This window comes from Neptunicella sp. (assembly GCF_048268085.1).
Taxonomy (GTDB): Bacteria; Pseudomonadota; Gammaproteobacteria; order Enterobacterales; family Alteromonadaceae; genus Neptunicella.
Map to the genome: position 1 here is coordinate 16,127 of NZ_JBLWWF010000021.1, position 13,713 is coordinate 29,839.

Below are 13,713 nucleotides of genomic sequence, written 5' to 3' on the forward strand. Positions count from 1 at the left end.
TTCATGAGTAGCAATCAAGAAGAATGTCCCAAATGTCCACCGGTAGGCTTGCCTGCTTGGATGGGGACTTTTGCCGATCTGATGTCGTTATTGATGTGCTTCTTTGTATTGTTGTTGTCATTCTCAGAAATGGACGTACTTAAATTTAAACAAATTGCCGGTTCAATGAAGTTTGCGTTTGGGGTGCAGAATAAAATTGAAGTAAAAGATATTCCCAAAGGAACCAGTGTGATTGCGATGGAGTTCCGTCCCGGTCGCCCCGATCCAACCCCCATCGAAAATATTCAACAACAAACCATGGAAATGACCCAACCCGCCTTGGAGTTTAAAGCCGGTAAACAGTCTTCATCGGGCGGGCAACAGAACCAACGTGGCGATCAAACCGGTGGTCAGGCGCAGCAAACCGCGGTGGATCAATCCAGCTCTTCCAGTGAGAGCGCCGCTGATAATGAACAAATCAGTGAACTGATGCGTAAAGTCGCTGAACAACTGCAAGAACAAATACAAGATGGTGCGATTGAAATGGAGTCACTTGGTCAACAATTGACTATCCGTATTCGTGAGCATGGATCGTTTTCTGCGGGATCAGCTTTTTTACAACCACAATTTAAACCGATTGTACGCAAAATCGGTGTGTTGCTAGGCGATATGGCCGGTGAAGTTTATGTGTCCGGACACAGCGATAATCAAAATATCTCTAATGAACTGTATAGCTCCAATTGGGATTTATCTGCCCAGCGTGCGGTATCCGTGGCCGAAGAATTGCGTAAAGCCCCGGGTTTTGACGAGAGCCGAATGGTCGTCGTTGGGCGAGCGGCGAGTCAGCCGTTAACCGATAATTTGACTGCCGAGGATCGCAGTCGTAATCGTCGGGTGGAAATTACTATTGTGCAAGGCAAGCCAAAAGAATCGGAGCCTATTTCGATTACACCTTAAAAATCGAGCGGGTAATCCCCGTTCTATGTTTGCATTCTGAGTGGTTACTTGTTTATACGGATTGGTATTAGGTATAATCCGCAGCCATCATTTTTGCATGACATCCTTTTAATGAAATTTATCATCAAGTTACACCCTGAAATCACGGTAAAAAGTAAATCGGTACGTAAACGTTTTACCAAAATTCTTGAATCCAATATTCGTAATATTTTTAAACCATACGAATTTCAAGTTGGGGTGATGAATCGCTGGGATAAATTGGAAATGTCGGCAAAGTCAGATAATCCCGCTGATCGCCTGGTCATTATTGATCAATTACAGCGTATTCCCGGTATTGAGCAAGTGTTAGAGGTCAGGGAAAGTACATTTACTGATTTAGATGATATTTATCAGCAAGTTAAAGCTGTATGGCATGACAAGTTAAAAGGTCGGACTTTTGCCGTAAGAGTTAAACGTCGCGGTAATCACGACTTTACTTCGCCTGAAATTGGTCGTTATGTGGGCGGTGGCTTAAACCAATTCTGTGAAACCGGTGGCGTTAGTCTCAGCAATCCTGATGTGTCTATAAATCTGGAAGTAGAGCACGATCGCTTGTTTATGGTTGATCAACGCTTGGTCGGATTAGGTGGATTTCCTATCCCGACTCAAGATGATGTGTTGTCGTTAATGTCTGGTGGTTTTGATTCCGGGGTGGCCAGTTACCAGATGATCCGGCGCGGCGCTCGCACTCACTATTGTTTTTTTCGACTCGGTGGTGAACAGCACGAAATTGGCGTTAAGCAGGTAAGTCACTATTTGTGGCAGCGCTACGGAGCCTCTCACAAAGTAAAATTCATTACGGTGGATTTTGCCCCAATCGTGACAGAAATTCTGAACAAGGTTGAAAACTCTCTAATGGGGGTGGTGTTAAAGCGCATGATGCTAAGAGTGGCAACTCGGGTTGCGGAGCACTTTGGTATCGCTGCATTAGTCACCGGAGAGAGTCTTGGCCAGGTATCCAGTCAAACCTTAGCGAATTTATCGGTGATTGATAAAGTCACCGATATGTTGGTATTACGGCCGTTAATTTGTGCCGACAAGCAAGAAATTATTAATACTGCCCGCGCGATTGGTACTGAAGATTTTGCCCGTACGATGCCAGAATACTGCGGGGTAATTTCTAAAAAGCCTACGGTACGCGCGGTGATGGCTAAAGTTGAAGCCGAAGAACAACATTTTGATATGACCCTGCTCGATCAGGCGCTGGAAAATGTTGAGGTAATGGACATTCGCCGTATCGCAGAAATGGCCAATGAAGAAGTGAAGGAAGTTGAAACCGTAAACGAACTTCCTGGTGGTGCTGTGGTGTTGGATATTCGGAGTCGGGAAGAGCAGGAAGATGCCCCGCTGGTTATCGATAATATTGACGTACAACATATCCCGTTTTTTAAACTGGCCACAACCTTTGGAGATTTGGATCAAAACCATGATTACTTTTTATATTGTGATCGTGGGGTGATGAGTAAATTACAAGCCTTGTTGTTGCATGAGCAGGGCTATAACAATGTCTTTGTTTATCGTCGGGCTAAATAAAACTACCGAATGGCGTTAATCCAACGCCGAATAAAGTTGGTTAAGCGCTTCTGTTAAGGTTGCTGCTAGCTCACCATGATTGATGATACCGCGATGATCCAGTTCGCTGCCCAGTAAAGGAATCGCAATACAGGCGGATTCGATAATATTTCCTGACATAGTGGTAATCACCTCTCTTAATGCGGCTTGAGCGTGAGTGGCTCTGGGTGATGTGTTGATTAACACGACCGGTTTATTAACAAATTCTTCGCCGCTGACTAACCAGTCTAAGGCATTTTTCATCGGGCCGCTGATACCATGGGCATACTCCGGGCTGGCAATGACCAGCGCATCGGCGCTGGCCAGTTGCTGACGCAGATTATCCAGCGCCGGAATAGACTGCTGTTCCAGATCGGGATTGAATAACGGTAATTCACCCAACTGCTGATAGATAGTTACCTGAATGTGGGGTGGTGCCACACTTTGTAATGCTTGCAGCGCGGCAGAATTATAGGAATGCTGACGCAGACTGCCAGATATGGCCAATAAGGTTTTAACTTGCATATAGGTTATGCCTTATCGTTACTTTTCGAAGCGGGTGTCTCGTCACACAACGCACAGTTTATGCCTTTGCGGGAATAAAATAAGCGGGTTGCGGTAAAAATGACCGTGCTAATACCAGACCAAATTAGAGAAAACTCGATAGCGTCTTCAAGACGATGGCCTTTGAGTAATTCCACCATAAACAGCAGAATGAATACACTCAGAAAAACCCTAAGGGTTCGTTTCAACCAGAATGCCATTGCCATGTTGGTCACCTGTGAGTTAAGCGGACTGTAATCCATGACCACCCACAGGTGTGGTTTCAAATCGTTCGCCGAACCCGGCAATGATGGGCTTGGCCTTGCTGATTGCTTGTTGTACCGAAGGTAATGACAACGAAGCTTGATGACTTTGCTGACTATCCCACACCTCGGTGATCCAAATCGCATTATCGTCTGCGGGATCTTTGGCCACGATATAACTTTGGCACCCCGGCATACCGCTAATTCCCTCAAGTAAAATAGTGATTAATGCCTCTCGCTGACCCTCTGTGGCGAGCATTTTTCCAATCAATCCATACATTTTCGTTACTCCTTTGCTATTGTTAGCACCACTCGCCGGTAGGGCAAGGGTGACAATCGATGCGCCGCTAGCCACAATAAAATCACGTCGGCTAATCGACATTATTTTACTCTGTCCGAACTGATGGTGACGTTATCGCCAAGCATGATATGCCCATTTTGAATGACTCGACAACAAACACCACCACGCCAATCCGGGGTGAGCGTCGCCGTTAAACCGGAAAATTGTTCATCCATTCTGGGACAGGGATCGGTTTGTTTACAGATTTGCAAAATAACTTGGCCTATTTTGACCTGTTTGCCCACATCCTGAGCTGAAAATTGATACCCACTAATAAGGATATTGGCTCGACGAGTAGTCCAGGGCATTGCTTGTTGCATTTCATCACAGACTTGTTGCCATACTTCTTCACTTAACAGGGTGACTTGACGTTTGCCCGGTTTGCCCCGAAAGTCGCCATCTATTCCCGCTTCTGTGGTCACATTCGCTTGGTCAATCGATTGCATTGGGGCCCGGGAACGTTGTCTGATGGCGATACCTTTTACATTAATCATAACGCTCCTTTCAATCCAGTCTGCTCGCATTCGCGTTGAATATAAATGAGTCGCCAGCTTAAAAATACCGCTGCCGACGTTAAGCCTACAATAAAACCTATCCAAAATCCTTGGGCGGCCATTTTAGGCACGATCCAGTCGGTTAAGCCTAAAACGCACCCCGTAGTTAATCCAATTAGCCAGTATGAAACAAAGGTAATATAAAACATCGCTTTACTGTCTTTATAACCGCGAAGGGCGCAACCCGATATGACTTGCAAGGCATCCGAAAACTGAAACATGGCCGCCAGCAACATTAAATTAGCCGCCATATTGATGACAATTGTTTCGTTACTATACAAACCCGCTATGTGATAGCGCAGTAAAAACGATAACGATGCAGTACAAGTCGCAGTGCAGGCGCCGGTTAACCATGCACTTTTAACTGCAATTTTGGCTAACTCCGGTTTACCTTCTCCCAATAAATGTCCAATACGAATAGTTGAGGCCATGCCGACACTAAGCGGGATCATAAACATCAATGCCGAAAAATTAAGTGCCACTTGATGAGATGCCACCACGGTTGCGCCAAAAGGAGAAAGTAACAAGGCGACAACCGCAAACAGCGAAACTTCAAACAGGATCGCCATCGCAATCGGAATACCCTGACTGAGTACTTGCCATATTTCCTGTTTTTTGGGGGCAAACCATTGTGAATAAAGGTGATATTGCTGCAATGATTTTGCATATAAGGTGTATATCCAGGTCGCCACCATCATAGCGACAAATACTAATGAAGTAGCAATACCACAACCGGCGCCTCCAAAAGCGGGGATGCCCAATTTTCCATAGATAAAAATATAGTTAGCCGGAATATTGACCATTAAACCAATCACCATAATTACCATACTGGGGCGGGTGAGGGAGAGGCCTTCGCAGTAATTGCGTAACACCTGATAAATGGCAAAAGCCGGTGTACCTAACAGCATGTATTGCAAATACTCAAAGGTAATTCGCTTGAGCTCTGCTTCCATTGGCATGTATTGAGTCAATTGTGGTACTAGCCAGTAACAACCTGCCAGTGGCAGCGACAACATTAATGCCAACCATAAGGTTTGTTGTGCGGCTCTGGGGATGGCTTCCAGTGACTTGGCACCGTTTAAACGGGAAATAATCGGGGGCAATGCCAGAATTATGCCCTGAATAAAAAACAGTATCGGCATGACAATACTTGATGCAATGGCCACTGCAGCCATATCCGTGGCTGACACTCGCCCGGCCATAATGGTATCAGAGACGCCCATCAAGGTTTGAGTGACTTGCGCAATCAATAACGGCCAGGCAAGGGTAGCAAGTTGACGAATTTCAGTTTTTAACGACATGTTTTTCAGGATCTGCCAATTGATTGAGGGAAAACGATTAATCAGCTTTGCAATAAAGGCCGTTAATAACAGCCTTCATAATCGCAAATGCGGCAGCTTATACTATTAAGAGGGTAGATCAATGCAAATATAACGGTAATAAGCAATTATTGGCTTGCGCAAGTTTGCGTACCTTCGGGTAATAATTCCATTCTGATATTGGCTAACTCGATTTCAAATTTGCCTTCGCTAGAAATCAGAAAGGGAGCGTTGATTTTAGATACATCGAGCCCTTTGACACTGAAACAATCTAACGGAATAGGCACTGTGGTCCATTTATCTTTTGTCATCTCCCTGAACATTTTATGCACCTGTAATTCTCCCCGGCAGGGATAACCACAATCGACACCGATAGAGACCCCTTTTTTAGGTTTGGAGATGACCTTAACTTCCATGGTTAATGCTGCCCGATGTTCAATATTGGTTAAATTAATGGGTGAACCATAAATGGCAAACTGACCGGTCCCTTTTTTGTGAGACCACTTGAGGTTAATAGCATCCCCCGGGGTTTTGTAAGTGGCAGGACTGATGGCAATTTGCTTATCTTTCGATTCGCCTTGCAAATCCGTTACTGCTAGCACCCAGTTAGATTGATCACCTAACGTCAGACCCCATGAACCTGGCGTTTTGCCATTAAAAAAATAAAAGTAATCGGCATTAAGTTGCTGCTCCTGAGCATGACTGAGCGGCGCGATACTACAACATATAGCCAGGCTGATTACTAAAGAGCGGATTATTGAAACGCGATTCATAAAGGCTTCCTTATTTTAAATTAACCGCGTAGCCGATGCCCGTTATTGTAAATTAGGCAAAAGATGCGGTTTTATTTACATACACTGGGGATGATAACGTTTACATTATGTTATCACCATGTTAATTAAATCATAATATCTTTCAATAACAATAAGTTGATGATTTTTATATATCACCGCCATTATTGGGGTGAACAGGAGAACCAACGTGACGTTTCAATCCGTGAATTACTGGAAAAAATTACCCCTCATTTTACTGTTACTGGTTAACGGTGCGGTTTTTGCTGAGTCTGCCCAGAATCCATCTAAAGATAACGGTTGGTGGGATATTCCTTACCCACAGCAGTTTGACTCTGCCGAACTCACCCACAAGCAATCCTTTATTAAGGTGAAAGGGAATCATTTTGTTAATGACAAAGGGGATACCGTGGTATTCCAAGGTGTCAACATTTCCGATCCGGATAAGTTATTACGTGATGGCCACTGGAATGCCAAACATTTTGATGTGATTAAACAATGGGGCGCGAATGTGGTGCGTATTCCTGTTCATCCTATTTCATGGCGAGGACATGGCGCCAATGAATATATGAAGTTGATCGATCAGGCGGTGATATGGGCCAATCAACGAGATCTTTACCTAATCCTCGACTGGCACTCGATTGGTAATGTGATCGATGGACTGTATCAGCACCCGATGTACGACACGACACTCAGTGAAACCAAACAATTCTGGCGCAGTATCGCTTATCGGTATAAAAATGTTCCCACAATTGCTGTGTATGAAATTTTTAACGAGCCGACGTTATATGGTGGTCAGTTAGGCGATGTGAGCTGGAAGGAATGGAAAGCCTTTAATGAAGAAGTGATTTCAATTATTTATGCTCACGATACAAACGTGATCCCGGCAGTAGCAGGTTTTAATTGGGCTTATGATTTACGTCCGGTTAAAAACGAGCCTATTGATGCCAAGGGGATTGCTTATATTGCTCACCCATATCCGCAAAAAACAAAACCGCCTTATATCGACAGTTGGGAAAATACCTGGGGATTTGTGGCAAAAAAATATCCGTTAATATGTAGTGAAATCGGTTTTGTTCGTGAAGGCGAACCGGGCGCACATATGCCAGTGATTAATAACGATGGCAGTTACGGACCGATAATTACCGATTATCTTGAGAAAATTGGTGCCTCATGGACGGCGTGGGTATTCGATCCGGATTGGGGACCCATGATGATTAAAGACTGGAATTATACGCCCACCGAACAAGGTGCGTATTTCAAGTCGGTAATGACCAAAAACAAGCACCGATAAATAGATTATTCACGTAAAAACACCAATTTGTAGATAAACATCTTACATGTGCTGTTCATATTTCGACTGCTCCACGTTCAATACGAATGGCACATTTTAACCCGTTAGTTTGTTATCTCCCCATCTTTTGCCGGAGAACCCGTATTTTAGCTCGGGCTCGAAACTCGCGACTCGTTGCTATTATCTAAATCGTCGCAACGATAGTGGCGCGCAATGGTGCAGGGTAGCCTTCTATGGTTTTATTAATATCTTCCGGATTGAGGAAATCTTGTAATGATTGACCGGTCATCCATTCGGTTGAACGTTGTTCCTCAAGACTGGTTTGATCCAGGTCAACAACCTTAATATCTTTAAAACCAATGCGCTGCATCCATACTGTGAGTGCGGCTGTACTGGGTAAAAACCATACATTACGCATTTGCGCGTAACGATCTCCAGCCATTAAAACGGTGTTTTCATCACCTTCCACAACCAGCGTTTCCAGCACCAGTTCACCACCGGGGCGTAACTGAGCTTTAAGCTGCTGTAAAAACTCGATTGGACTCTTGCGGTGATACAACACCCCCATAGAGAACACTGTGTCAAAAGCGTTTAATGCTGGTAAATGTTCCACCCCTACCGGCATTAAATGAATACGCGGATCGGGGTTAAAGTGTTTAATCGCCTGAAATTGAATCAGAAAAAGGGCCGTGGGATCGATACCGACTACTAATTTGGGGTCTTGAGCCAACATGCGCCAAAGGTGATAACCACTGCCACAGCCAATGTCTAATATATGGCGTCCGGTCAAATCGCTAATATGAGGACTGACCCGATCCCATTTCCAGTCGGAACGCCACTCGGTATCAATGTGAATATCATGAATATAAAAAGGCCCTTTGCGCCAGGGCATAAATTGTTTTAACAAACCTTCGATTTGCTTTTGTTGATATTCACTGATGTCGCTAGCACTGCCAAAGCGAACCTGATCTTGTAATTGCAAACAGGATGGCTCGGTTTGCGGAAGTTTGTCTAACAGACGCTGCCATTTAGCAAACTCACCATGTTGATGTTGTTGCCAGTCAGCAATTTGCCCGGGTAACACTTCCAGCCATTTATGCAGCGGTGAATCCGCGAGTATTTTGTAAAATGAGTTAAACCACTTGGAAGACATTATTGCCCTTATTTTGCATTCAGATTATTTAATCGCGACCAGCGAACTAAAGTTGTAACAACTAAACCAGGTGACGACATCACTAAATCCGGCTTGCTGCAGTCGCTGCTGATGAATTTCCATACTGTCGGTTTGCATGACATTTTCAATAGCGGTGCGTTTTTGGCTAATTTCCAATTCACTATAGCCATTACGGCGTTTAAATTCATGATGTAAATCAATCAGTAACTCATTGGCCTGGTTGCTTTCATGGCGCATTTTTTCAGACAGGATCAATACACCACCGGGTTTGAGGCCTGCGTATATGGACTGGATGATAACCTCGCGCTGGGCGGGGGGAATAAATTGCAGGGTAAAATTCATGACCACTACGGCTGCGTTGTCTATCTTGATATTTTGTAAATCGTCACAGATAACCTTTACCGGAGTCTCTGCTTTAAAGGCATCCAGATGGAGTCGGCAGCGTTCAATCATGGCTTGGGAATTATCAACCGCAATGATCTGGCTGTTGGCTGCATTGATATAGCGACGCATCGCCAATGTTGCCGCTCCCAAGGAACAACCCAAGTCATAATAATGACTATCCGGTTGTTGGTAGTAGCCGGCTATCTGGCCAATACTGTCAACAATGGTGCTATAACCCGGCACTGAGCGCTGGATCATATCCGGAAAGACTTCTGCTACCGCCTGATCAAAGCGAAAGTCGCCTACTTGTTGTGGCTGGGAGTAAATTGCGTCTTTACTGGAAGAAATCATAACGTTGCTTACTAAAAAATGAATCGGTCATTTTACCTAATCAATAAGGCACTGTTAACTAAACTATTTAATAAAAAATAAATTCATGTGGTTAGGCCACTCAACTATTGTATCTAACCTACTATTTCGGCTATGGTCAGCCTCAACATTTTTTTAACAAGATTCTTTTAACCGCTTTTTGGGAGATCAATCGATGTCTGAAGACGTCTATGCCGTGCCGGAACATATTCAACAAAACACCCTTGCCAACAATCAGGAATACCAGCGTTTATATGACTGGTCAGTGAAAGATTCCGATGGTTTTTGGCAACAACAGGCACAACGTCTTGACTGGATTAAGCCTTTTACCAAGGTCAGTGATTGCAGCTATAGCCCCGGTAATATCAAAATTAACTGGTTTGATGATGGTCAATTAAATGCCTGTTATAACTGCGTTGATCGTCATGCTGAATCCGATCCTGAGCGTATCGCAATCATTTGGGAAGGGGACAATCCGAAAGATGATAAAAAAGTAACCTATGGACAATTGCAACAGGAAGTCAGCCGTCTCGCCAATGTGATGAAAGATCTTGGTGTGGGCAAAGGTGATCGAGTCATTATCTACATGCCGATGATTGTCGAAGCGGCTTATTCGATGCTCGCCTGTGCCCGTATCGGTGCCATTCATTCGGTAATTTTTGGTGGTTTTTCGCCTAATGCCATTGCCGATCGGGTGATTGATAGCCAAGCCAAACTGATTCTGACTGCCGATGTAGGCCATCGTGGCGGTAATCTTATCCAGTTAAAACAAAATGTGGATAAAGCACTGGAACGAGATGGCACCAATTGTATTGAGCATGTGCTGGTTGTTAAAGAAGCGGGTAATGATCAGCCGTGGCAATCGGGACGGGATTTGTGTTGGCAAGATTTGATTGCCGCTGCCAGTGATAGCTGTCCACCCACACCGATGAATGCCGAAGATCCACTGTTTATTTTATATACCTCCGGTTCTACTGGTACACCTAAAGGGGTGGTACATAGTACGGGTGGGTATATGGTGTATGCCTCGTTAACTCACCAATATGTCTTTGATTATCGCCCCGGTGATATTTATTGGTGTGCCGCGGATGTGGGCTGGATCACCGGGCATAGCTATATTGTGTATGGACCATTAGCCAATGGTGCGACTACCTTAATGTTTGAAGGGGTGCCGACTTATCCGGATGTACGCCGAATTGGTCAAGTGGTGGACAAGCATAAAGTAAATATTCTCTATACCGCACCTACGGCGATTCGTGCCTTGATGGCAAAAGGGGATGAACCGGTGCAAGGCAGTACTCGCGATTCATTACGGGTTTTAGGCAGTGTCGGCGAACCGATTAACCCTGAAGCCTGGCATTGGTATCATGAAAAAATTGGCAACAGTCAATGTCCGATTATGGATACCTGGTGGCAAACCGAGACGGGTGGCGTGATGATAACGCCATTACCGGGAGCAACGGCATTAAAACCCGGATCTGCAACCCGTCCGTTCTTCGGTATTCAACCCGCACTACTGGATAGTGACGGTAATGTACTGGAAGGACCAAACGAAGGAAGTTTGGTGGTAAGCCAGTCGTGGCCGGGACAAATGCGTACCGTGTGGGGCGATCACGATCGTTTTGAAATGACCTATTTCAGCACCTTTAAAAACTACTATTTCTCTGGGGACGGGGCGAAACGTGACGATGACGGTTACTACTGGATCACCGGACGTATGGACGATGTATTAAACGTTTCTGGCCATCGCTTGGGCACCGCTGAAATTGAGAGCTCACTGGTGGCGCATCCTGCCATTGCTGAAGCGGCGGTAGTTGGTTATCCCCATGATATTAAAGGGCAGGGGATTTATGTTTATCTGCAACCTACTGATGGTGTCACTATTACCGATGAACTGACCAAACAAGTGCGTCAATGGGTTAAGGATGATATTAGCCCGATCGCCGCCCCGGATTTATTGCAATGGACAACCGGTTTACCTAAAACCCGTTCGGGTAAGATTATGCGCCGCATTTTGCGCAAAATTGCTGCCAATGAATTCGAAAACTTAGGCGATACGTCGACGTTGGCCGATCCATCGGTGGTTGATGCGCTAATCGAAAACCGGCTTAATCGTTAAATAGGAAAGGTTAACAGACCTTAATACTGAGGTGATAAATGGCATTTGAAAATCAGCAGCAGGCAAGCGCTTATTGGCGTGAAAATATTAGATTGGTTTTAGGATTGTTGACCATCTGGTTCGCAGTTTCATTTGGTTGCGGCATATTATTGGTCGATTGGCTAAATGAATTTCGCTTCTTTGGGTTCAAACTGGGTTTCTGGTTTGCCCAACAAGGAGCCATTTATGTGTTTGTGGTGCTGATTTTTGTGTATGCCCGCCTGTCGTCGCGGTTGGATATTAAATATAACGTTCAGGAGGATTAAATGGATATTAAAACCATGACGTTTTTAATCGTCGGCGCGTCTTTTATTTTATATATCGGTATTGCCATCTGGTCACGGGCCGGTTCCACCAAGGAGTTTTATGTGGCCGGTGGTGACGTACACCCAGTTGCTAACGGCATGGCCACCGCTGCTGACTGGATGTCAGCAGCGTCGTTTATTTCCATGGCGGGACTGATTTCCTTTATGGGCTATGACGGGGCAGTGTATCTGATGGGCTGGACCGGTGGCTATGTGTTATTGGCGCTGTGTTTAGCGCCATATTTACGTAAATTTGGTAAGTTTACCGTACCGGATTTTGTTGGGGATCGTTATTACTCGCAGCTTGCCCGTACTGTGGCGGTGATCTGCGCTATTTTTGTTTGTTTCACTTATGTTGCAGGGCAAATGCGCGGTGTAGGCGTGGTATTTAGCCGCTTTTTAGAAGTGGATATTGTTACCGGTGTAGTGATTGGTATGGCCATCGTGTTTTTCTACACCGTTCTTGGAGGGATGAAAGGCATTACCTACACTCAAGTGGCGCAATTTTGCGTACTACTGTTTGCCTATCTGGTACCTGCAATTTTTATCTCTATTTTAATGACGGATAATCCCATCCCCCAGTTAGGTTTTGGGTCGCAGATATCCGGATCGGAAACCTATTTGCTGGATAAACTGGATGGTTTATCCGCAGAATTGGGCTTTGCAGCGTATACCGTCGGCAGCAAAAGCACTATCGACGTGTTTTTTATTACTGCTGCGTTGATGGTAGGGACTGCTGGATTACCCCATGTGATTGTACGTTTCTTTACTGTGCCTAAAGTCAGTGACGCCAGAAAGTCTGCGGGATGGGCATTACTGTTTATTGCACTGGTTTATACCACGGCTCCCGCCATTGCGACTTTTGCCCGGGTGAATATGATTGATACCATCAATGGTGAGCAGTCAACCGGAACGGATTACGCACAGGCACCGGGCTGGATTAAAAACTGGGAAAAAACCGGACTGATAGCATGGCAGGATAAAAATCAGGATGGCAAAATGTTTTATTCTGGCGATGAACGTAACGAGATGACCATCGATCGCGATATTATGGTGTTGGCTAATCCCGAGATCGCCAATCTACCGAGTTGGGTCATTGCGTTAGTCGCAGCCGGTGGCATTGCAGCTGCGTTGTCTACCTCTGCAGGATTGTTACTGGTCATTTCTACCTCAATATCCCACGATTTACTTAAACGTAATTTGATGCCGGATATTACCGATAAAAAAGAGCTGTTTTATGCCCGGTTAGCGGCCGGTGTGGCCATCCTGGTGGCTGGCTACTTTGGGGTACATCCGCCCGGTTTTGTTGCGCAGGTGGTGGCTTTTGCCTTTGGCTTGGCTGCATCGTCATTTTTCCCGGCGATTATTATGGGCATCTTTTACAAACGCATGAATAAAGAAGGGGCGATTTCCGGGATGCTAGCCGGGATCACGTTTACCGCCGCTTATATTATTTATTTCAAGTTTATTAATCCGGCTGCCAATCAGCCTGAAAACTGGTGGTTTGGTATTTCACCAGAAGGGATTGGTACCTTGGGAATGATGTTGAACTTTGTGGTGGCGTTTACGGTAAAACAATTTACTGCCGACGTACCGGAAGAGGTTCAAGCGATGGTAGAAAGTATTCGTTACCCCAAAAAACAGGTATCGAGCGACTAAAAGGAATTAAAACGGCGGGTTGAGGGTCTATAGT

14 protein-coding genes are annotated in these 13,713 nt (G+C 45.1%); 6 read left to right on the forward strand and 8 right to left on the reverse strand.

Annotated elements, in window-relative coordinates:
* The first annotated feature begins 3 nt into the window (after positions 1–3).
* Positions 4–936 carry a flagellar motor protein MotB gene (locus ACTD55_RS15660; RefSeq protein WP_438865274.1) on the forward strand — a complete coding sequence of 311 codons (933 nt, stop codon included), beginning with the start codon at positions 4–6 and terminating at the stop codon, positions 934–936.
* A gap of 111 nt (positions 937–1,047) precedes the next feature.
* Positions 1,048–2,508, forward strand: coding sequence for a tRNA uracil 4-sulfurtransferase ThiI (gene thiI / locus ACTD55_RS15665; protein ID WP_438865275.1), 1,461 nt, complete (start codon positions 1,048–1,050; stop codon positions 2,506–2,508).
* Between the two features lie 15 nt (positions 2,509–2,523).
* Here the strand turns inward: thiI and ACTD55_RS15670 are convergent, their stop codons facing one another.
* The 6 genes from ACTD55_RS15670 to ACTD55_RS15695 form a co-directional block, all read right to left on the reverse strand.
* A complete protein-coding gene (locus tag ACTD55_RS15670) occupies positions 2,524–3,051 on the reverse strand; it encodes an NADPH-dependent FMN reductase (RefSeq protein ID WP_438865276.1) in 528 nt (175 codons plus the stop codon).
* 5 nt (positions 3,052–3,056) lie between these two features.
* Entirely contained in the window at positions 3,057–3,296 is a 240-nt protein-coding gene (locus ACTD55_RS15675) for a hypothetical protein (protein WP_438865277.1), read from the reverse strand.
* 16 nt (positions 3,297–3,312) lie between these two features.
* On the reverse strand, positions 3,313–3,714 hold the full coding sequence (locus ACTD55_RS15680) for a putative quinol monooxygenase (RefSeq protein ID WP_438865278.1): 402 nt from the start codon (positions 3,712–3,714) through the stop codon (positions 3,313–3,315).
* Positions 3,714–4,166: an MOSC domain-containing protein gene (locus tag ACTD55_RS15685; protein WP_438865279.1), complete on the reverse strand. Its 453-nt coding sequence runs from the start codon at positions 4,164–4,166 to the stop codon at positions 3,714–3,716. The genes ACTD55_RS15680 and ACTD55_RS15685 overlap by 1 nt, the downstream gene beginning before the upstream one ends.
* Positions 4,163–5,527 (reverse strand): MATE family efflux transporter, encoded by a 1,365-nt coding sequence (locus ACTD55_RS15690; RefSeq protein ID WP_438865280.1) that lies wholly within the window; start codon positions 5,525–5,527, stop codon positions 4,163–4,165. Before ACTD55_RS15690 ends, ACTD55_RS15685 begins: the two co-directional genes overlap by 4 nt.
* Before the next feature lie 146 nt (positions 5,528–5,673).
* Positions 5,674–6,318, reverse strand: a complete 645-nt coding sequence (locus ACTD55_RS15695) for a putative glycoside hydrolase (RefSeq protein ID WP_438865281.1) — start codon at positions 6,316–6,318, stop codon at positions 5,674–5,676.
* A gap of 208 nt (positions 6,319–6,526) precedes the next feature.
* Here ACTD55_RS15695 and ACTD55_RS15700 point away from each other — a divergent pair, with 208 nt between their 5' ends.
* On the forward strand, positions 6,527–7,630 hold the full coding sequence (locus tag ACTD55_RS15700) for a glycoside hydrolase family 5 protein (RefSeq protein ID WP_438865282.1): 1,104 nt from the start codon (positions 6,527–6,529) through the stop codon (positions 7,628–7,630).
* Positions 7,631–7,814: 184 nt separating this feature from the next.
* Here ACTD55_RS15700 and cmoB read toward each other — a convergent pair whose 3' ends face one another.
* Together cmoB and cmoA are read right to left on the reverse strand one after the other, a co-directional pair.
* Positions 7,815–8,783, reverse strand: a complete 969-nt coding sequence (gene cmoB, locus ACTD55_RS15705; RefSeq protein WP_438865283.1) for a tRNA 5-methoxyuridine(34)/uridine 5-oxyacetic acid(34) synthase CmoB — start codon at positions 8,781–8,783, stop codon at positions 7,815–7,817.
* A gap of 24 nt (positions 8,784–8,807) precedes the next feature.
* The gene (gene cmoA / locus ACTD55_RS15710; protein ID WP_438865325.1) at positions 8,808–9,536 is read right to left on the reverse strand and encodes a carboxy-S-adenosyl-L-methionine synthase CmoA; all 729 of its coding nucleotides are present in this window, start codon (positions 9,534–9,536) and stop codon (positions 8,808–8,810) included.
* Positions 9,537–9,732: 196 nt separating this feature from the next.
* Between cmoA and acs the strand changes: the two genes are divergently transcribed.
* From acs to ACTD55_RS15725, 3 genes are read left to right on the forward strand one after another with little or no spacing between them, the layout of a single operon-like run.
* Positions 9,733–11,676, forward strand: coding sequence for an acetate--CoA ligase (gene acs, locus ACTD55_RS15715; protein ID WP_438865284.1), 1,944 nt, complete (start codon positions 9,733–9,735; stop codon positions 11,674–11,676).
* 38 nt (positions 11,677–11,714) lie between these two features.
* The gene (locus ACTD55_RS15720; RefSeq protein WP_438865285.1) at positions 11,715–11,981 is read left to right on the forward strand and encodes a DUF4212 domain-containing protein; all 267 of its coding nucleotides are present in this window, start codon (positions 11,715–11,717) and stop codon (positions 11,979–11,981) included.
* On the forward strand, positions 11,982–13,679 hold the full coding sequence (locus ACTD55_RS15725) for a sodium:solute symporter family protein (protein ID WP_438865286.1): 1,698 nt from the start codon (positions 11,982–11,984) through the stop codon (positions 13,677–13,679).
* Positions 13,680–13,713 lie beyond the last annotated feature (34 nt).